Origin of the sequence: Streptomyces sp. NPDC096048 (assembly GCF_044763415.1) — a bacterium.
Classification (GTDB): domain Bacteria; phylum Actinomycetota; class Actinomycetes; order Streptomycetales; family Streptomycetaceae; genus Streptomyces.
In genome coordinates this window covers 56,512-72,940 of sequence record NZ_JBIWGG010000001.1, presented here as the reverse complement: position 1 = coordinate 72,940, position 16,429 = coordinate 56,512, and the positions used below count along the sequence as shown (strand labels likewise).

The 16,429-nt window shown below is 68.1% G+C and carries 22 protein-coding genes; 14 read left to right on the top strand and 8 right to left on the bottom strand.

Going from position 1 to position 16,429, the window contains the following annotated elements:
* Positions 1–25: 25 nt before the first annotated feature.
* The 5 genes from ACIQ6R_RS00385 to ACIQ6R_RS00365 form a co-directional block, all read right to left on the bottom strand.
* On the bottom strand, positions 26–946 hold the full coding sequence (locus ACIQ6R_RS00385) for a type II secretion system F family protein (protein ID WP_404217722.1): 921 nt from the start codon (positions 944–946) through the stop codon (positions 26–28).
* Positions 943–2,025 (bottom strand): type II secretion system F family protein, encoded by a 1,083-nt coding sequence (locus tag ACIQ6R_RS00380; RefSeq protein WP_404218634.1) that lies wholly within the window; start codon positions 2,023–2,025, stop codon positions 943–945. The genes ACIQ6R_RS00385 and ACIQ6R_RS00380 overlap by 4 nt, the downstream gene beginning before the upstream one ends.
* Before the next feature lie 67 nt (positions 2,026–2,092).
* A complete protein-coding gene (locus ACIQ6R_RS00375; RefSeq protein WP_404168650.1) occupies positions 2,093–3,400 on the bottom strand; it encodes a CpaF family protein in 1,308 nt (435 codons plus the stop codon).
* Positions 3,397–4,254 (bottom strand): hypothetical protein, encoded by an 858-nt coding sequence (locus ACIQ6R_RS00370; RefSeq protein ID WP_404168647.1) that lies wholly within the window; start codon positions 4,252–4,254, stop codon positions 3,397–3,399. Before ACIQ6R_RS00370 ends, ACIQ6R_RS00375 begins: the two co-directional genes overlap by 4 nt.
* Positions 4,255–4,272: 18 nt before the next feature.
* Complete coding sequence (locus ACIQ6R_RS00365) at positions 4,273–4,989, bottom strand: hypothetical protein (protein ID WP_404168644.1); 717 nt, start codon at positions 4,987–4,989, stop codon at positions 4,273–4,275.
* A gap of 662 nt (positions 4,990–5,651) precedes the next feature.
* Here ACIQ6R_RS00365 and ACIQ6R_RS00360 point away from each other — a divergent pair.
* Positions 5,652–5,807 carry a hypothetical protein gene (locus tag ACIQ6R_RS00360; RefSeq protein WP_404217719.1) on the top strand — a complete coding sequence of 52 codons (156 nt, stop codon included), beginning with the start codon at positions 5,652–5,654 and terminating at the stop codon, positions 5,805–5,807.
* 402 nt (positions 5,808–6,209) lie between these two features.
* The gene (locus ACIQ6R_RS00355) at positions 6,210–6,449 is read left to right on the top strand and encodes a hypothetical protein (RefSeq protein WP_404217717.1); all 240 of its coding nucleotides are present in this window, start codon (positions 6,210–6,212) and stop codon (positions 6,447–6,449) included.
* A gap of 81 nt (positions 6,450–6,530) precedes the next feature.
* Here the strand turns inward: ACIQ6R_RS00355 and ACIQ6R_RS00350 are convergent, their stop codons facing one another.
* Both ACIQ6R_RS00350 and ACIQ6R_RS00345 read right to left on the bottom strand, forming a co-directional pair.
* Positions 6,531–7,226 (bottom strand): hypothetical protein, encoded by a 696-nt coding sequence (locus ACIQ6R_RS00350; protein WP_404217715.1) that lies wholly within the window; start codon positions 7,224–7,226, stop codon positions 6,531–6,533.
* Between the two features lie 61 nt (positions 7,227–7,287).
* The gene (locus ACIQ6R_RS00345; protein WP_404217713.1) at positions 7,288–7,581 is read right to left on the bottom strand and encodes a winged helix-turn-helix domain-containing protein; all 294 of its coding nucleotides are present in this window, start codon (positions 7,579–7,581) and stop codon (positions 7,288–7,290) included.
* 158 nt (positions 7,582–7,739) lie between these two features.
* Here ACIQ6R_RS00345 and ACIQ6R_RS00340 point away from each other — a divergent pair, with 158 nt between their 5' ends.
* The 12 genes from ACIQ6R_RS00340 to ACIQ6R_RS00285 all read left to right on the top strand — a co-directional run bounded on the left by ACIQ6R_RS00340 (position 7,740) and on the right by ACIQ6R_RS00285 (position 15,791).
* Complete coding sequence (locus tag ACIQ6R_RS00340) at positions 7,740–8,036, top strand: hypothetical protein (RefSeq protein WP_404217711.1); 297 nt, start codon at positions 7,740–7,742, stop codon at positions 8,034–8,036.
* Positions 8,033–8,257: a hypothetical protein gene (locus tag ACIQ6R_RS00335; protein WP_404217710.1), complete on the top strand. Its 225-nt coding sequence runs from the start codon at positions 8,033–8,035 to the stop codon at positions 8,255–8,257. Before ACIQ6R_RS00340 ends, ACIQ6R_RS00335 begins: the two co-directional genes overlap by 4 nt.
* 219 nt (positions 8,258–8,476) lie before the next feature.
* Positions 8,477–9,118, top strand: coding sequence for a hypothetical protein (locus ACIQ6R_RS00330; RefSeq protein WP_404217708.1), 642 nt, complete (start codon positions 8,477–8,479; stop codon positions 9,116–9,118).
* Positions 9,106–10,149 carry a hypothetical protein gene (locus tag ACIQ6R_RS00325; RefSeq protein ID WP_404217706.1) on the top strand — a complete coding sequence of 348 codons (1,044 nt, stop codon included), beginning with the start codon at positions 9,106–9,108 and terminating at the stop codon, positions 10,147–10,149. Before ACIQ6R_RS00330 ends, ACIQ6R_RS00325 begins: the two co-directional genes overlap by 13 nt.
* A 40-nt stretch (positions 10,150–10,189) precedes the next feature.
* The gene (locus ACIQ6R_RS00320) at positions 10,190–10,480 is read left to right on the top strand and encodes a hypothetical protein (RefSeq protein WP_345634571.1); all 291 of its coding nucleotides are present in this window, start codon (positions 10,190–10,192) and stop codon (positions 10,478–10,480) included.
* 4 nt (positions 10,481–10,484) lie between these two features.
* Positions 10,485–11,846: a hypothetical protein gene (locus ACIQ6R_RS00315; protein WP_404217704.1), complete on the top strand. Its 1,362-nt coding sequence runs from the start codon at positions 10,485–10,487 to the stop codon at positions 11,844–11,846.
* A 112-nt stretch (positions 11,847–11,958) separates the two neighbouring features.
* A complete protein-coding gene (locus ACIQ6R_RS00310) occupies positions 11,959–12,288 on the top strand; it encodes a hypothetical protein (RefSeq protein ID WP_404217702.1) in 330 nt (109 codons plus the stop codon).
* Positions 12,275–12,931 (top strand): hypothetical protein, encoded by a 657-nt coding sequence (locus ACIQ6R_RS00305; protein ID WP_404217700.1) that lies wholly within the window; start codon positions 12,275–12,277, stop codon positions 12,929–12,931. Before ACIQ6R_RS00310 ends, ACIQ6R_RS00305 begins: the two co-directional genes overlap by 14 nt.
* The gene (locus ACIQ6R_RS00300; protein WP_404217698.1) at positions 12,928–13,530 is read left to right on the top strand and encodes a hypothetical protein; all 603 of its coding nucleotides are present in this window, start codon (positions 12,928–12,930) and stop codon (positions 13,528–13,530) included. Before ACIQ6R_RS00305 ends, ACIQ6R_RS00300 begins: the two co-directional genes overlap by 4 nt.
* A 98-nt stretch (positions 13,531–13,628) precedes the next feature.
* On the top strand, positions 13,629–14,270 hold the full coding sequence (locus tag ACIQ6R_RS00295; RefSeq protein WP_404217696.1) for a hypothetical protein: 642 nt from the start codon (positions 13,629–13,631) through the stop codon (positions 14,268–14,270).
* A 209-nt stretch (positions 14,271–14,479) separates the two neighbouring features.
* The gene (locus tag ACIQ6R_RS00290) at positions 14,480–14,881 is read left to right on the top strand and encodes a hypothetical protein (protein ID WP_404217694.1); all 402 of its coding nucleotides are present in this window, start codon (positions 14,480–14,482) and stop codon (positions 14,879–14,881) included.
* A gap of 274 nt (positions 14,882–15,155) precedes the next feature.
* Positions 15,156–15,791, top strand: a complete 636-nt coding sequence (locus ACIQ6R_RS00285) for a hypothetical protein (protein WP_404217691.1) — start codon at positions 15,156–15,158, stop codon at positions 15,789–15,791.
* A gap of 121 nt (positions 15,792–15,912) precedes the next feature.
* Here ACIQ6R_RS00285 and ACIQ6R_RS00280 read toward each other — a convergent pair whose 3' ends face one another.
* Positions 15,913–16,212 carry a WXG100 family type VII secretion target gene (locus ACIQ6R_RS00280; protein WP_063787499.1) on the bottom strand — a complete coding sequence of 100 codons (300 nt, stop codon included), beginning with the start codon at positions 16,210–16,212 and terminating at the stop codon, positions 15,913–15,915.
* Positions 16,213–16,429: the final 217 nt, after the last annotated feature.

Below are 16,429 nucleotides of genomic sequence, written 5' to 3'. Positions count from 1 at the left end.
CTGAAGCGAAGCTGGGAAAGCTGCGTCACACCTGAAACACCCGCATCGCCGCCGGATAGATCAGGAACACCAGGAACCCGGCGCACAGCAGGAGCTGGGCCACGAGCATCGACTGGGACTTCTCACCCGCGCTGCCCTCGATCTCGGCGAGTTCGCGGTGCCGCATGGTCTCGGCGCGGGAGGCGAGGGACTCGCGGACCTTGGCGCCGTCGTCGGCCACCAGGGCGAGCGAGGCGGAGAGGTCCTTGAGCTCCTCGACGCCGAGGTCCTCGCCGAGCTGGCCGAGTGCCTGCCACTGGCTGATGCCCGTGATGCGCGCGTCGGACAGGGCGTTGCGGATGCGGTGGGTCGCCCAGCCGTCCGACACCTCCGCCGCCGCCATCAGGGCCTCGGGCAGGCCGCGTCCGCCGGCCAGGCTCATGGACACCAGGTCCAGGTACGCGCCGATCACGCGTCGCAGGTCACGGCGTTTGTCGGCCGCGTCCCGGCGTACCTCCAGGTCGGGGAGGAAGAAGAAGAGCGTCGCGCAGAGCAGGGCCAGCCAGACCGGGATGATCGGGCTGTCGCCGAAGCCCAGCGTCCAGACGATCGCGAACAGGAGCGGGCCGAAGAACAGGCCGCCGACGGCCAGCAGCGCCTTCGTCGCCAGGAACTTCTCCCAGCTTCGGTCCAGCACCGCCAGGTCCGCGCGCAGCGACCGCAGCTCCCAGCCCTGCTGCATGTACAACTCGGCGACGCGTGCGCCGACCTGGGCGCGCAGCGAGCCGAGGCGGCTGGTGTCCTTCGCCGCGCGGGCCGACTCGTAGGCGGTCCCGCGGGCCCGCATCGCGTCGATCCGCGCGACCTGCTGGATCGGGCTGCGTCTGCTCGGCATCAGGGCGCGGACCAGGGCGTAGACGCCCAGGCCGATGACGGCGCCGACCAGGACCGGCATTGTCAGGTTCATCGTCGTACCCCCTCGTCCCCAGACGCCTGCGACGGCTGTGACGGTTGCGGCAGCCGCTGCACGGGCTGGCCCGACTGGCCCGACTGGCCCGGCTGGCCCGGCTGGCCCGGCTGGCCCGACTGGCCCGGCTGGCCCGGCTGGCCCGGCTGGCCCGGCTGGCCCGGCTGGCCCGGCTGGCCCGGTGTACGGGGGCGCACGAACTGGACGTCGGAGCCGTCCCGGACCAGGAAGCGGTCGGGCGTCTCGATGGTCGACAGCTTGCGCATCCACCAGAAGCCCAGCGCGAACAGGCCGCACACGCAGGCCAGTACGAGCTGGCCGACGGGCGAGCCGTACGGCTCGACGAAGTCCCGGTTGAAGATGGACAGACCGAGGACGAAGAGGACCGACACCGCCACGACGATCTGGACGGAGCGGCGGGTCGAGGCGCGCTGCGCCATCACGCGATGGCGCATGTCCACCTCCTCGCGCGCCGACTTGGCGAGCGCGCCGAGGACCTGGCGCAGACCCGGGCCGCGCAGTCGCGCGTTGAGGATGAGCGCCGCGACGATGATGTCGGCGGACGCGTCGTCGATCTCGTCGGCGAGGTGCTGGAGCGCGTCGGGCAGCGGCGTGCGGGAGCGCAGGCGGTCGACCAGGGCGTCCAGGTGCGGGCGCAGGACCGGGGCGGCGGCGCGGGCCGAGGCCGGGATGGCCTGCTCCAGGCCGACCGCGCCCGCGATGGTGTCGCGCAGCGACTCCGTCCAGGAGGCGAGGGCCTCCACCCGCTTCATGGCGGCGCGTTCCTCCGCGGCGCCGCCGAAGAGGCGGTCCCAGAAGAAGACGAGGATGCCGGCCGCGATGCCCAGCACCGCCCAGCGGGTGAGGAGCAGGACGACGAGTCCGACGATGGCGGCCAGGGAGCCGCGCCGGCCCGCCCAGCGGATCAGTTCGTTCGCGCGCTCGCTGGCCTGGCGCTTCTCGTGCTCGGGCTTGGCGGGCAGTCCGCGTACGGCGACCAGGAAGAGGGCGAGTCCGCCGCCGACGGCGACGCCGCAGCCGAGCGCGTACAGGACCGTGGTGGAGAACAGGCCGCCCATGGATCCGAGGGAGTCCAGTGCCGCGAGTGTCGTACCCGAGGTGGTCGTGGGGGTCGTCATGTCCGTCTCACCCCCACGTTCCGTTGGGGCGGTAGCCGTAGGCGATGAGTTCCTCCAGGCAGGCTATGGGGGCGTGCGGTACGACCCGGCCGTCGGGCGCCTCGGCGAAGATCTCGCTGGACAGCACGCGTCCGTCGACGCCGTTCACCTCGCGGACCGAGGTGACCACGCGCTGGAGGCGCCCGCCGCTCTGGAAGTTGTTGCGCCGCTGGATGAAGACGACGAAGTTGACGGCGCCGGCGACGAGCATCTGGCTGGCCTCGATGGGCAGCCGCTCCGTGGCCTGGAGGGCGTACGTCGAGATGCGGTTGAAGACCTCGTGCGAGCTGTTGGCGTGGATCGTGGACAGCGAGCCGTCGTTGCCCTGTGACATCGCGTTCAGCATGGTCACGATCTCGTCGCCGAGCACCTCACCGACGATGACGCGGGAGGGGTTCATACGGAGGGAGCGGCGGACGAGTTCCGCCATGCTGATCGTGCCCTGGCCCTCGGAGTTGGGCAGCCGTTCCTCGAAGGCGACGACGTTGGGGTGGAGGTCGGGGAAGGTGTCGAGGCCGAGTTCCAGCGCCCGTTCCACCGTGATCAGCCGCTCGTGCGGCGGGATCTCGTTGGCGAGGGCGCGCAGCAGCGTCGTCTTGCCGGCGTTCGTGGCCCCCGCGATCATGATGTTCTTGCGGGCGCGCACCGCGCAGGCCAGGAAGTGGCCGAGCTCGGGGGCGAGGGTGCCGTTGCCGACCAGGTCGGAGATGAAGACCTTGCCCATGCGGGCGCGGCGGATGGACAGCGCCGGGCGGCGGGCGACGTCCATGACCGCCGACAGACGCGAACCGTCCGGCAGCCTGAGGTCCAGCTGCGGGTTGGCGGAGTCGAAGGGGCGGGACGACAGGCCCGAGTAGGCGCCGAGGATCTGGATCAGCTCGATGAGCTCCTCGTCGGTCTCGGCGACGGGTTCGCCGCGCTCCTCGCGCCCGTCGGAGTAGCCGACGAAGACGTGGTCGCAGCCGTTGATGTCGATGTTCTCGACCTCGGGGTCGTCGAGGAGCGGCTGGAGCCGTCCGACGCCGAACAGCGCGGCGTGCACCGCGGCGGCGTACTGCTCCTCCGTCTCCGCGTCCAGCGGCGTGCGCCCGGCGTTGATCTCGGCGCGGGCGTACTCCTCCAAGATCTGCGCGATGACGGCGCGCGCGTACTGCCGCTCGTCCTCGGTGGACATCGGTGTGACGCCGCTGACCTGGTCCTGGCGGCGCTGCTCGGAGATGCGGTCGCCGGCGTCCTGCCGGAACCGCTTGACCAACGAGTGGTCGACAGCGGTCATCGGCCGGCCCCCGCGTGGCCGGTCATGTCGGCGCCGGCGGGTCCGGTGGGCATGGACCAGGCGGCGCCGAACTGCTGGTACAGGTCCGAGGTGACCTTGCGGGCCGAGCGGATGAGCAGCGACTTGTCCAGCCGCCCGCGCTTGCGCCCGGCCAGCTGGTCGGCGCCCGCCGGGTCGTCGGCGATGGTGCCGACCACGCGGGCGCCGGTCTGGGCGTGCACGAGCATGTCGTTGACCTGGCCCGAGAGCTTGGCGGCGTTGTTCGTGTCGGCGACGAGCACGACGCCGATCATCGGCATGCCGAGGCTCGCGGCACCGCGCGGGCCGCCGTGCAGCTTGGCGGAGAGGGCGGCGGCGCGGTCGCGGACGCGGGCGATGGCCTCCGGCTCGGTACGGGAGACGAGGAGCACGAGCGCGGCGTGCGGGAACAGCTCCGCGGCCGGGGTGTCCCCGCTGACGCGGCCGCAGTCGGCGATGACGTCGGCGGGCGCGTTCGGGGAGTCGGCGAGCGAGGCGAAGGCCCGGCCGAGGGTGGGCCACAGGCCCGCGAGGCCGGCGGCCTGCTCGGAGATACCGAGGCCGACGAGGACTTCGAGGCCGCCGCTGAGCGGCTGTACGTGGTCCCAGAGCTGGTCGGGCACGAGGCCGCGCCGCGCGGTGGCGGCGATCGACAGCATGCCGGTGTTGGGGTTGAGCGGACCGCCGTGCGCGGCGGCGGAGCGGTACACCAGGTCGCCGCCCGCCGGGTCGGTCTCGGCGAGCAGGACGCGGCGCGGCCAGACCGCCGCGAGGGCGACGGCCGCGGTGGTGACGCCGGGGGAACCCTTGTCGGCGGCGAGGGCGATGAGGGCCATGGCTGCGGGGGTCGCCTTCTACTTGCCGGGGATCAGAACGACGGCGACCTCGCCGGCGGACGCGGCCTGAGCGACGGCCGAGGCGTCGGCGGCGTCGACGGTCAGCGTGACGGCCTTGCTCGTGCTGGCGATGCTGTCGCCACCGGTCCGCGGGGCGGACTCGACCACCGCGCGCTCGACCAGGAGGGAGTTGTCACCACCGGTCGAACCGGAGGAGTTGTCCTGGTCGCCGCTGGAGGACTTGCCGCCGACGCGGTAGACGGCCACGTTGTCCCCCGCGTCCAGACCGGCCGGGTACTGACCGTCCTTGAGGGACAGGCCGACGGTCGCCTTGCCCTGTTCCATGTCGGCCTTGCCGGCGAACATCTCACCGACGACGACGGTGCCCTTGTAGAGCCTGGACTTGGCCTGGAGCTTCATCAGGCCCGTGCGCTGGGACCACGGCACGAAGTTGGCACCGGAGTCGCCGTTCACCATGACGACCTTGACGTTGTCCTTGGTGATGGACTCGCCGGCCTTGATGTCGGCCGTCAGCTGGATGGCTTCGACCCGGTCCCCGACCCGCAGCACCAGCGTCGTCGCGCCGAGCGCGCCCAGCAGGATCAGCAGCACCGCCAGCGCGGCCAGCGCCGGTTTGCGCTCGCGAGGAGGGCTGGGAAGCCGGTCACCGACCGACGGCTGAGCCGGAGCCGCGGAACGTCCCGCGCCCGCCCCCGTACGCTCCTGGATCTTCACGCAACCGCTCCCCGTACACCCAAGAAATTGTCTGCCACGAAATTGCCCTCAAGCATGCATTGCTCAAGTGCGCAGAATTCTCTGCAAATTCGGACACTCCACCCGTGCCTGCCCGACCGGTGGCGCCCAGGGACATCCCCTGACGCACCCGCCCGACCTGGGCGAATAACCAGCAGTGAGGCGAGTGTCAAGCCATCGCACCGTATCAGCCGCACATAAGCCCCTCAAGGCGTGCCCACCCCCTCGCACCTCACATCTCCCACCGTTAATCATCTGCAACTCCTCGCCCCCACAGCCCCCTTGAGGACCGGCCCGGAGTCGCCCGGTCCAACTGTGCGCATGCGAATCCGATCGCGCTACGACCGGACACCGTGCGCGTGCTGTTCATCACGGCGCGGCCATGATGCCTGCACGATTCACTCACGAAGGCGCGGACGGCCCGTGCCATGATCTTCGCTCGGACTGATGAAGGGCCGGCACGGCACAGGGGGGAAGACGATGGGCCTGCTTCCCGTGAACGGGGCGGCGCCGGCGTCCGGCCCCGCGGACGCAACGGAGGCCTCCGGAGGGTTCACGCCTGCGGGCGCCTGGAGCCAGCCTGCTGGTACGAGCCCCAGTGGACTCCGGAGGAGTTCGCCGACGAGTTCCGCGAACGCTGGGCCGTGTCCCATGCTCGTGGAGCCGGAGAGGAGGCCGACCGGCCCCCGCCCCGCGGCATCAAGTACCTCCGCTCCTCCGGAGACGGGACCTTCGGGTTCCGGGCCTTCGGCAACGACCAAGAGGCCGTCGTGCAGGAAATGCAGTCCAGCAACCACTGACCAGGGCAGGAGCAGGCACCCCTGTCACGCGCCGACTCGAGTCAGGTCGGCCACTCCGGCCTCCGGCCTCCAGTCCGCATGCGACGACTTCGCCGGTTCCTGGGACTACGGCTTCGGCCAACTGTCCAAGTTGACCTAGGGCATCTCGAAGTTCGCCAACAAAGCCTCCGACGAATTCCTCAAAATGGATCAGACGCTCTTCGTCGAGCTCAAGAAGTCCGGGGCCAAGAACAAGAAGTGACCACTCACGCATCCACTCGGGGAGGCCATTCCACACCCGCCGCGGTAAGGCGTGCGAGGTGTTTGGCCCTTTGGTACCGCGACACGCAGAGGCCGATCAGGTTGAGCGCGAAGAAGGCTAGCCAGATCCCCGCCGCGATGAGCTGCCGTGCGGTTGGCGTGATGTCGACGTCGCTTCGCACACTCCGCCTGCCTGCCCTCAAGGCCGGAATCAGCGTGCCGCCCCTCCCGGTGGCCGCTCGGCAGCTGATCGTGCCCGCACCCCACGGCTATTGCGTGTACGTCACCATCTCCACACCGTCCGTCTTCCTGCTCGATTCCTACAGTGCCCGCCTGGCGTACATAGGCCGCACCCTCGAATTCGGTGAGCCGTCACGGGACGCGGAACCGACGGCCCGCTGAGCGCCGAAGCCGAGACGACGCCTTCCGCTGAAGCCACGCACGGGGGGCGTCGACACGAGCCGAGCGTCGCGAGCGGCGTCCTCACGCCCGTCGGGCCCAGCTCGCCCGCTCCTCATACTCCCGGTCCCACCTGCTCTGCCGAACGCCACCCCACGTGCCCATCACGACGGCCGCCCCGAAGAGCGTCGCGAGGAACACTCCGTTCGAGTCGCCGTCCCGGTCCTCGGTCGGACTGGCGATGCCTTCCGGGTCGTAGCGCACGCGCAGCTTGTCGCCCTTCGACACCCAGTCCTCGCAGCCGTCGCCCTCCGAGAGCGAGGGGGATATCGCCCACCCGTCGACCGAGCGCAGGTCGCAGTGGTTGGTACTGCTGTCATCCATGCCTACGACCACCACGTCGGCCCACTCACCCCGGTTCGCCAGAGCGACCTGACCACCGGCGTCGGTGCCGAAGATACCCATGGCCACCCCTGCCATCAGGGGCACGATGAGCTGCCACGCGAGCTTTCTCTTCTTGCGCGGCACCCGCCGCAACACGAACACCGGGACCAGCAGCGAGGCCAGCGGAAGCACCAGGACGGCGAGCAGGAGCCCCGCGCCCCGCAGCACAGACGGAAGCGGCACCACGGGCCCCAGCCAGGAGAGCCCCAGCGAACCGCCGGCGCACACCAGGCTGAACAGCAGCCACCGCACCCAATCGGCCCGCCACCACCCGCCCGTACCGCCACCCCGCTCCGGCCGGACAGCGGCCCCCGCCCCGGATATGTCGTCTGCCACGCGCCCACCCTAACGAGCACGGCACGGCCGCGGACGCCCGCGAGATCCGCGCCCGGCAGACCTACGCCTCGGCGTCGTCGTCCGCCACCTGGCCGGTTTCCGGCGGGTACGCGACGAAGGTGCCCTTGGCGGGGAGGGTGACGACGAGGCCGCGTTCGCGGAGTTCGCGAACAGCGCGACGAGCGGTGAGGTAGGCGACCTCATACTCCTCGCCGAGGTCTCGCTCGCCCGGCAACCGCGCTCCGGGCCTCAGCTCACCCGACGCGATACGGGCAGCAATGTGGTCGGCCACCTGCATATAGACGTACGCGATCTTGTTGGGGTCGATCGGCGAGTCGCCCGTGTCTGCTGCCATACCAGTCACCGTAAAACAGCTCTGAGCTGCAGCAATAGGCGCATTGCTGCGTACTGCTATGCACTGACATGCGCAGCAATGTACGCTGCACACAGAAGACCCCGGCGACGGAGGCAAGCCGTCCCGGGGCATGGCCGACGCTGCAAAGGAGCGCCAACATGCTGGACCTTACCGCCCGCCTCCTCGCCTGGATGCTGAGCATCTGCACGCCCAGCCCCCGGGGCCGTCACCGCCTCGGCACCGCGCCGCCCCTGCGTTTCATCCCGGCGCCCCCGCCCCGCTTCACCGAGATCCTCGACGGCAACGCGTCCCGCCTCGTACGCCCCCACGTCCTGGACCCCGCCGAACGCCGCCACCAACGCGAACGCCGCCGCGCCGCACACCTGGCCACCCTCGGCATCGACGTCGGCCCGAGGCACATCCACGGCGTACGGATCCCGGCGGCGACCCGATGACCGGACGGCCTCCTCTGCGGATGTGCGCCCGCTGCCGGCGCACCACCGACGAACCGGTCCTGGTCCACGAGGTCCACGCGGCCACGGGCCCCGGCTTCAACGTCTACGCGTGCCTTGAGTGCGCGGAGCACTACCCGCCCATGACCGACGTGCTGGAACTGCTGGACTCCGCCGCCCGCCGACGCGACCGAACCGGCGAGCCACCCACCGAACGGCGATAGAGAAGGACAGCGGAGCCCGGACAGGGCTCCGCTTGTCCTGAACCGTCACCGATCGGGACACGGACAGGACACGACCATTCCCCCAAGCGCGCGGTACGCCCGGCATTGTCCGTGTTTTCAGGGAAGTTCGCTCTGGCGAAACCAACAACCCCACGACTACCGTCAGTTCTCTTGACCGATTCTTTGTCTCACGGGGAGCCCACTGTGAAGCGCCGTTCTTTGCCCGTTGCCACCGCGCTTGCTGCAACGGCAGCGCTGCTCCTGACGGCCTGCGGAGGCGGGGACGACAAGTCCGAGGACAACGACAAGATCGCCGGCGCGGACACCGACACCTCGCCTTCGGCCACGGCGCCGAGTGCGGCCGCGTCGGACTCCGTCGACCGCCCGGAGATCACGTTGCCGAAGGGTGTCGAGGACGTCTTCGAGAAGTGGGAGACGGGCGACGCGACCAAGGACGCCGTCCTGTCCGACGCCGCGCGGGCACAGACCGCGATGAACCACGCCATCACCCAGGGCAAGACGGACACTCCGGGTCTGACCTTCTACTACGAGGGCAAGGCACTCACCACGTCCGTGAAGTGGGTGCAGAAGTGGCTGGATGCCGGAATCACCTATACCGGCACCACCCGGTACTTCGGCCCCAAGGTCGAACTCTTCGATGAGAAGTCCGCGGGTGTCTCCTTCTGCGCCGACGAGACAAAGGCCTACAACAAGGACCGCAAGACCGGAAAGGTCGACAAGGCTCCGGCCACCGACGATTCCTACGTGCTGTACAACACCCGGCTGGAGAAGAACGAACAGGGCGTCTGGCAGACGACCGACGGCACTTCTGTGCGGGGGAGCGAGACATGCGTTCAGTGAGGAAGGCACGGCTCATAACGGCGGCGGGGGCTCTGGCCGCCACTTGTGTGCTCGCCACGGCCGGCACCGTGTTCGCCAAGGATCCCGGCGGGTCCCAGTTCGATGTCGAGGGCAACAACGACAAGGACGGGGGGCAGACACTCGAATCACGCATCGTCTTCACCGGTTCGACCGGAGGAGACGGAGGGCAGACCTCTGGCGGGTTCACGCCCGCGGAGGACTGGAGCCCACCCGCCTGCTGGTACGAGCCCAAGTGGACTCCTGACGAGTTCGCCGACGAGTTCCGCAAGCGCTGGGACATACCCCATGCCAGTGGCGTGGGAGAGGCGTACCGGCTTTCGCAGGACCACTACATCAACGGAGAGCCTTACAAGGACTTCAACAAGAAGGAGGCGGGAAAGGGGATCTGGTGGGACTCGGTCCGGGACGAGAAGCGCGCCGAGGCAGGCGACCCGGCGGCCTTCGCCTGTGACACCCAGACGTTCTGGGTCGAGAACGGGGAAGCGCCGACCGTCGAGAACGCCGTCACTCCGGAGATCCTCGCTCAACTCGCCTACGCCAGGATCAAGGTCCCCGACACCGCGGTCACCCTCGCCCCGGCGGACGCGACCAAGGTCAACCTGCCCACCTGGGCCTGGCTCGACAAGGCGAAGTTCGACGAGGTGTCGGTCACGGCGTCACTCGACGTCGGTGGCGTGAACATAGAGGCCACCACCACCGCCACCCCGGTCTCCCTCAAACTGGAGCCCGGCACTCCGGACGCCGAGACCTACCCCGCCTCCGGCGAGTGCACGATCAACGACGACGATTCGATCGGGGAGCCGTACGCCAAGGGCAAGGCCGACCAGAACCCGCCCTGCGGCATCAAGTACCTCCGCTCCTCGGGAGACGGCACCTTCAAGCTCCAGGCCACGGTCACCTGGGACGTCGCCTGGACCGGCAGCGGCGGCGCGGTCGGCGACCTGCCCGACGGTACCTTCGGCAACGACCAGGCGGTCACCGTCCAGGAGATACAGGCCGTCAACCGGTGAACACACGACAATCAGTACACACACGGGGGAAGGGCCGGCCATGGGCGACTCGGACCTGACAGTCGACTACGAGTTCCTTGCGGACTGCGAGCGCAAGCTCGGTCAGCTCAAGAAGACCTTCGAGGACATCGAGGACCGCCGGGACGACATGAAGGAGCATTGGGGCTCCGGTGCCGTCGCCGGGGCCATGGAGGACTTCGTCGACAACTGGGACGACTACCGCACCAAACTCGTCGAGTCCCTCGAGTCGGTCGGCAAGCTCGTGGCCGGCAGCAAGAAGGCGTTCGAGGATCTGGACGAGCAGCTGGCCAAGAAGGACAAGAAGAAGTGACGCCGTGACACCGACCTCCAAGCGCCGTCCGGTGGACTGGCAGCCGCTCTGTGACTCCGACCCCGTGCCCGGTGACCCGGAGGAAATCCGTGCCGAGGTCAAGCACATGATCTCGGTGGCCAAGAAGCTCCGGGACCAGGCCAAGAACCTCAAGGCGATCAGCGACGACGAGACCCTCAAGGGCAAGTACGTAAAGGCACTGCGCGAGCAGTCCTCCACGCTGGAGAAGCACATGCGGGAGGTGGCCGGACGGTACGAGCGTGTGCACGGCCATCTCACCAAGTGGTCGAACGAGCTGGAGGACTTCCAGGGCGACGCCGACACGATTCTGCGTCAGGCCAAGGAGAAGCAGGAGGAAGTCGAGGCCGAGAAGGCCAAGAAGTCCGCCTCGGAGGACAAGGACGTCCCGCACGCGTCGCCCAGCGGCACCAGTCCCGCCGACGACCCCCTCCAGCCGTACCGAACCCGCCTGCACACCGTCACCGGCGACCGCGACTCCCGCGCCAACCACCACGCAGGCAAGATCCGCGACGAGATCGACGACGTGATCGAGGACTCGTGGTGGGACGACGTCAAGGGATGGGTGCACGACAACGCGGACTGGATCAAGACCGTCCTGGACGGGCTCGGGTGGATCGCGACCATCGCCGGGATCGTCGCCATCTGGATTCCCGGACTGAACCTATTGGTCCTCGGTATCGCCGTACTCACCATCCTGACCAGATCCCTGCTGGTCGCCTCCGGTGACGCGTCCTGGACCGATCTGGCCTTCGACGTCGGCGGCCTGCTCCTGATGGGCATCGGCCGAGGCGGCATCAACGCGCTCAAGGGCGCCAACAAGGCCGCCTCCACCGCCGCGCAGACAAGCAGGACCGCAGGCCTCAAGGCGGGGCTCCGCTCCCACAAGGGGATGCTGAACGACCTGAGCCGGGCCATGGCGGGCGCACAGGACGACGTTTCCCGGAAGTTCTTCTCCGACCTGCGGCACTTCACGCTGAAGAAGATCTCCAGGGAGGCCGGCCTGGTCGCGAAGGGCCCCACGCCGGTCTCGACGGTCTCGAAGTGGGCGCACTTGGGGGACGACGAAGCGGCCGGCCTCTACGGTCAGCTCCGCGCGAACAAGGGAGTCTTCCCCGGAGCGGTGTCGAGCGGCACCACCGCACTCGGAAACCTGGGCTACGGGGCCGCCATGACCGCCGGGTACGGTGGCATGGCCGTCGACGTCATGGACAAATCGCTCAGCAAGAGCGACTCGATGGGATGGCTGGCCGAACACGATCTGCTTCCCGGGGACAAGCCCTACAACGAGGACTTCAACACCTGGAAGGAGAGCGGCTGGATGCCGGCACCGGACACTCACTGGTGATCACTCGGACAGGGCGCCGGTGAACAGTAGGACGCACTCGGCAGGAAGAGCGGGAGACATGGCAGGCTCGGTCAGAGAACAGTTGGGTACAGGTGCGAACTTCAGGGTTCGGGTGACCATCATCGGCGCCCTGGTGTCGATCGTCCCGTTGATCGGTATCGCGCTGCTGCTGCCCGATTCCGGCCGGGACGTCCTGTTCTGGATCTACTGGATCATGCTGGCGGGCTGCCTCGTACATCTGCTCTGGATCCTGATCAAACACCCGGCGCCCAGCGCCCGGCCGCCCCTGCTGACCCGCGACCTCGCCATGGGCTGGGCCCTGCTGCTGCCGAGCCTCTTCACCTCCTTCTGGCCAGGCATCGTCGGAGCCCCGCTGTTCACCGTTCTGGTCGGTGCGACGTCGGTCGCGGAAAGGATCCGGAACCGCAGTGCCGCATCGTGAGAACGCCGTGGACGACCCGGAGGCGATGGACTCCGTGGCCGTCCCGACCGGCTTCAACCTCGTTCCGCCGCCCGGCTGGGACACCATTCCGCTTCAGTCCGGCACGAAGGAAGCGATCCAGCGGATCGTGCGCGCCTCCGTGGCACAGCTTCCGGCCGGCTTCCCGAAGGACGACATCCCCAAGGCCAGGATGCAACTGGTCAAGGAACTGAAGCAGACGGTCCGCAAGGCCCGCGACTCCGACGGGCTGACGCTGTACCTCCCCGTCGAGCGCGTGCACGGCATGCTCATTCCGGCCTCGCTCGTCGCCTCCGTACCGCTGGCCTCGCCGACGGGCGGCGCGAAGCACGAGTCGGTACTGGTCGATCTCGCGCGTGACGCCGAGGAGGCCTCGGCACGCGAACTCGACGGTACGGCTGCCGTCCGCACCCTGCGCAAGCTGCCCGCCGACCCGGACCGGGGCATCGAGGTCCCCTCCTGGCGAGTGCAGTACACGGTGCCGGTCCCGCACAGCGCCCCGGCCAAGTGGCTGACGTTCTCCTTCAGCACGCTGGTCGCCCCCGACATGGACACCGAGTTCACCGAGACACTGGTCGAACTGTTCGACGCCGTGATGACCACCTTTCGCTGGAGCCACACATGATGATCGTCGACACCGACGCGGACCCGGGACTCTGGTTCCACATGCCCCTGCGGCTCGGCAAGACGGAGTTCGCCGAGTGGCTGGACCTCCAACTGGAGGCGACCGGCCTGCTCCACCAGCGCAAACTCACCTGGCGCGAGAAGCGGCAGATGAAGAGGTTCCTGGAGGGCTCGGCGGCCATGCTGAGCCGGCGCGTCGAGGCCGACCAGGCGTTCCTCTTCGGACCCATGCCCCCGCAGGCGGCCCCGCTGGTGTTCTTCGCCAAGCAGTTCGCCTGCGACGAGGAGCACAGCGAACTGCACCTGAGCATGCTGGCGGAGCCCGACCCGGGGACCGCGGAGGCCAGCGAGCGAGTGGAGACGACGCCCTTCGACTCCCCGCACTTCGGCACCGGCCTGCGTTGCCTGCGCAGCTGGACGGCCCCCGAAGGGCACCTGATGCTTTCCGTCAGCTACGCGTGGAACGACCCGTCCAGCAACATCGACCTGCTCCTCAAGGGCCACTACGACGACCCGGCCCTTCTGGAGGCTTCCTTCGACGCGATCGACGACTTCGCCAGGAGCGTGCGACTGCGGAAGCCGTCCGAGGACCAGGGCTGACCGAAAGTCCGGCTACGCCGGGCCGTGATGGGGCACCTTCCGCTGGAGCCACGCCTGAAGGCTCCCTTCCGCCGTGTCCCCGAAGAAAGGGAGCGCTCGTGCCCGAAGGCACTCTGTGGAGCGACGACCTCGGCGCCCCGCTCCACGTCGACACGGATGCCAACCCAGACCTCTGGGGCTACCTTCACCTCCAGATCGACAGGAAGAACTTCAAGGAATGGCTGGGCCTGCACCTGACCGGCCTGGCCGCCATCCACGACATCGAACTCACCCGCAGGCTCCGCCGCTTCCACAAGACCTTCTACGAGCAGACGATCGTCACGCTCCGGGACAGACTCCAGGCCGACGAGGCGTTCATCTACCACCCCGTTCCGCTCACCTACATGCCCCTGGTGCTGCACGCCACCCGCTTCCACTGCGAGGCCGATGACGCGGCTTCCTGCGAGGGAAGCACCGCATTCACGGTGCCGCACCCGGAGATCCCCGAGTGGCAGCAGCGAACCGGCAGCATTCCGTTCCCTTCTCCGCACCTGGGCCCGGACGGAGTTCGGGTCACCCGCTCCTACCCCGCGGACAGCAGCATCATGATGACCTCTGTGTCGTACCACTGGCACACCCGGCCCGGCCTCCCAGACGTCGTGCTCCGCGGCCACCACGATGATCCGGAAGTCGTCGCCGCGGCCATGGAGCCCCTGGACGACTTCGCGCGGACGCTCCGGCTTCCTGGGGCGCCCCTCTGACCGGCACCGCTGGGGCGTATTCACAACTGCACCCAGATCAGCTGTGAGGGTCAGCCGTACGTCGCGCACGGCGGGTTGAACGGGCACCGCCACTACCGCTATCCGGCACTGACCGGGGCGACAACACGGCAGCTCATGGCTTGTTCGCACTGGCGAAACCGAGCGTCCGACCGCACGCCCCCTCGCGCCTGGAGAGACCCCAACGCCGCATGAGTGATCTCAGCCTCAACGAGGCTGTCTTCCAGTCCTTGAAGAAGACATTCTTCACTATCAGCGATCGCGTGGAGGCCACACGTCGCGGCTTGCGCGGATCGGGCGCGTCGGTCGTGGGTGAGGGCCAACTGGTGTCAGGTATCCAGGACTTCGTCGGCGAGTGGAGTTACGGCGTCATGCAGCTCGGCAAGCACACGCACGGCACCGTCGAGTTGATCAACCACATCGGCGACACGTTCGGCAAGCTCGACCTGGACCTCGCCGAGTCCCTCAAGACGGCTCACGCGAAGAGGAAGGGAAAGCAGCCGTGGCCGGCAAGCACCCCACGTCCCCGCACATACGCTGAGACCCAACACCGGGAGATATCAGGGACACCCGCGATCTCGCCAAGAAGCTGACGTGCACCGGCATGAACCTGCTAAAGACGTCGCGCAGTGCCCCTTCACCAATGGAATCGCCCCCACGGACCAGTCCGGAGACGATTCCGACGTCGCGGCTCAGTGGATACTCGCAACCCTGGCTAGTGATCCGTACAACGATGCCATCTGGGTCGACCTCCTGGCATCGATGGATCACTGGCCCGATATCTACCAAATGACGTCACCATTCTCCAGACGCTCTCCCTCCATGACCAGCTCGAAGCGATCGAGGAGTCCACATAAGGAAGATCCCATGATGACGGACGGACATGATGACATTCCGCTGGAGCTACGAGTGATTTTCTTCGAGACTGAGGCAGACCCCACCGAATGGTTCCTGATGCCGCTCCACTGGACGGAGCAGCAGCGGACGGAAATCGACGAGTGGGCCGCCACGTGTGCGGACATCGTGCATCAGCGCCACCGGAAATGGTGGCGCAGCCCCAACCGCACTGTGTTGACTGATCGCTTCCGGCAGTTGATCGAAGCTCACCCGCACCCGGGGGTCCCGGCACACCAAGTGTTCCTGTACGGAGGTGATCCTCGTAGAGTCCCGCAACCCTTCTATGCTCTCCTGATGCAGGGAGAGGGCGCGGGCCGAGAGTCCGACCTCAGGACACTCGTCCAGGCGACCGAAGAGGGGTCGGTTCGCCCTCCGGATGTCACCGCATTCGACTCGGGCCGGATCGGTGAAGGCCTGCGCTGTCTAAGCTACTTCCGCGATGACGCTGGCCTTGGTGTCTCGTTGAACTACGGTTGGTGGTCGGAGGAGCTTCAGATCTACGCCTCTGTGCGCACAGTGACGGACGAACTCGGATGGCTGGGTCTCAACATGGACATCTTCGATGAATTCGCCCGCAGCATCTGGCTCAACCCCAACCCGGAGTGAGTGACGTACTGACAACTGGCTGCAGCGTGGATTGCTCCGACCCACCTCGCCCTGCCAGCCGCCGGTGCGGCGGGGCGCGCACCCCGCCGCACCATCACTCGCCCAGCTCGCGCCGGCGCTGCTAGCCCCGCGCCTGCTTCGCCAGTTCCTCGTCGATCTGCTCGAACTTGTCGGCGGCCATGGTCAGGTAGTCGCCCATGCCGTCGAGGCCGTCGAGGGTGGTCTTGGCGCCCTTGGTGAACTCGTCGAAGTTCTCGTCGAAGGCCTTCGAGGAGGACTTCGTGACGTAGCCCGACTCGACCAGGTTGGCGATGTACTTGCGGAGGCCGTCGAGCTTTTCCTGGAGCTTTTCCTTCTCCTTCACGACATGCTTGGCCGCATCCCGCATGTCCTGATATGTGATGTCAAGGTCTTTGGCCATGAAGCCGCTTCCTCTCACAACGCCGCAGGGCCAACCCCCGTGGCTCCTTGTTTGCGGATCGAACCGGCGCACCGGTCAAACCGGTCGCATGTGTCGCATGTGACGACCGGTGTGATCTTCCGCTCTTGAGGCAGCAGCTTACGGGGGTGACTTGTGGTGGCACATCCCTGCATTGCCTTAGGGAACGTTCGGTCACCTCCCTGTTGCCGCACCGCGA

What these genes read in the sequence shown, in the direction of transcription:
- ACIQ6R_RS00325 (WP_404217706.1), top strand. Translation starts at nt 9,106, where the DNA reads ATGCGTTCAGTGAGGAAGGCACGGCTCATAACGGCGGCGGGGGCTCTG.
- ACIQ6R_RS00370 (WP_404168647.1), bottom strand. Translation starts at nt 4,254, where the DNA reads ATGGCCCTCATCGCCCTCGCCGCCGACAAGGGTTCCCCCGGCGTCACC.
- ACIQ6R_RS00320 (WP_345634571.1), top strand. Translation starts at nt 10,190, where the DNA reads ATGGGCGACTCGGACCTGACAGTCGACTACGAGTTCCTTGCGGACTGC.
- ACIQ6R_RS00380 (WP_404218634.1), bottom strand. Translation starts at nt 2,025, where the DNA reads ATGGGCGGCCTGTTCTCCACCACGGTCCTGTACGCGCTCGGCTGCGGC.
- ACIQ6R_RS00285 (WP_404217691.1), top strand. Translation starts at nt 15,156, where the DNA reads ATGATGACGGACGGACATGATGACATTCCGCTGGAGCTACGAGTGATT.
- ACIQ6R_RS00340 (WP_404217711.1), top strand. Translation starts at nt 7,740, where the DNA reads ATGCTGGACCTTACCGCCCGCCTCCTCGCCTGGATGCTGAGCATCTGC.
- ACIQ6R_RS00300 (WP_404217698.1), top strand. Translation starts at nt 12,928, where the DNA reads ATGATGATCGTCGACACCGACGCGGACCCGGGACTCTGGTTCCACATG.
- ACIQ6R_RS00345 (WP_404217713.1), bottom strand. Translation starts at nt 7,581, where the DNA reads ATGGCAGCAGACACGGGCGACTCGCCGATCGACCCCAACAAGATCGCG.
- ACIQ6R_RS00385 (WP_404217722.1), bottom strand. Translation starts at nt 946, where the DNA reads ATGAACCTGACAATGCCGGTCCTGGTCGGCGCCGTCATCGGCCTGGGC.
- ACIQ6R_RS00375 (WP_404168650.1), bottom strand. Translation starts at nt 3,400, where the DNA reads ATGACCGCTGTCGACCACTCGTTGGTCAAGCGGTTCCGGCAGGACGCC.
- ACIQ6R_RS00280 (WP_063787499.1), bottom strand. Translation starts at nt 16,212, where the DNA reads ATGGCCAAAGACCTTGACATCACATATCAGGACATGCGGGATGCGGCC.
- ACIQ6R_RS00290 (WP_404217694.1), top strand. Translation starts at nt 14,480, where the DNA reads ATGAGTGATCTCAGCCTCAACGAGGCTGTCTTCCAGTCCTTGAAGAAG.
- ACIQ6R_RS00355 (WP_404217717.1), top strand. Translation starts at nt 6,210, where the DNA reads ATGTCGACGTCGCTTCGCACACTCCGCCTGCCTGCCCTCAAGGCCGGA.
- ACIQ6R_RS00335 (WP_404217710.1), top strand. Translation starts at nt 8,033, where the DNA reads ATGACCGGACGGCCTCCTCTGCGGATGTGCGCCCGCTGCCGGCGCACC.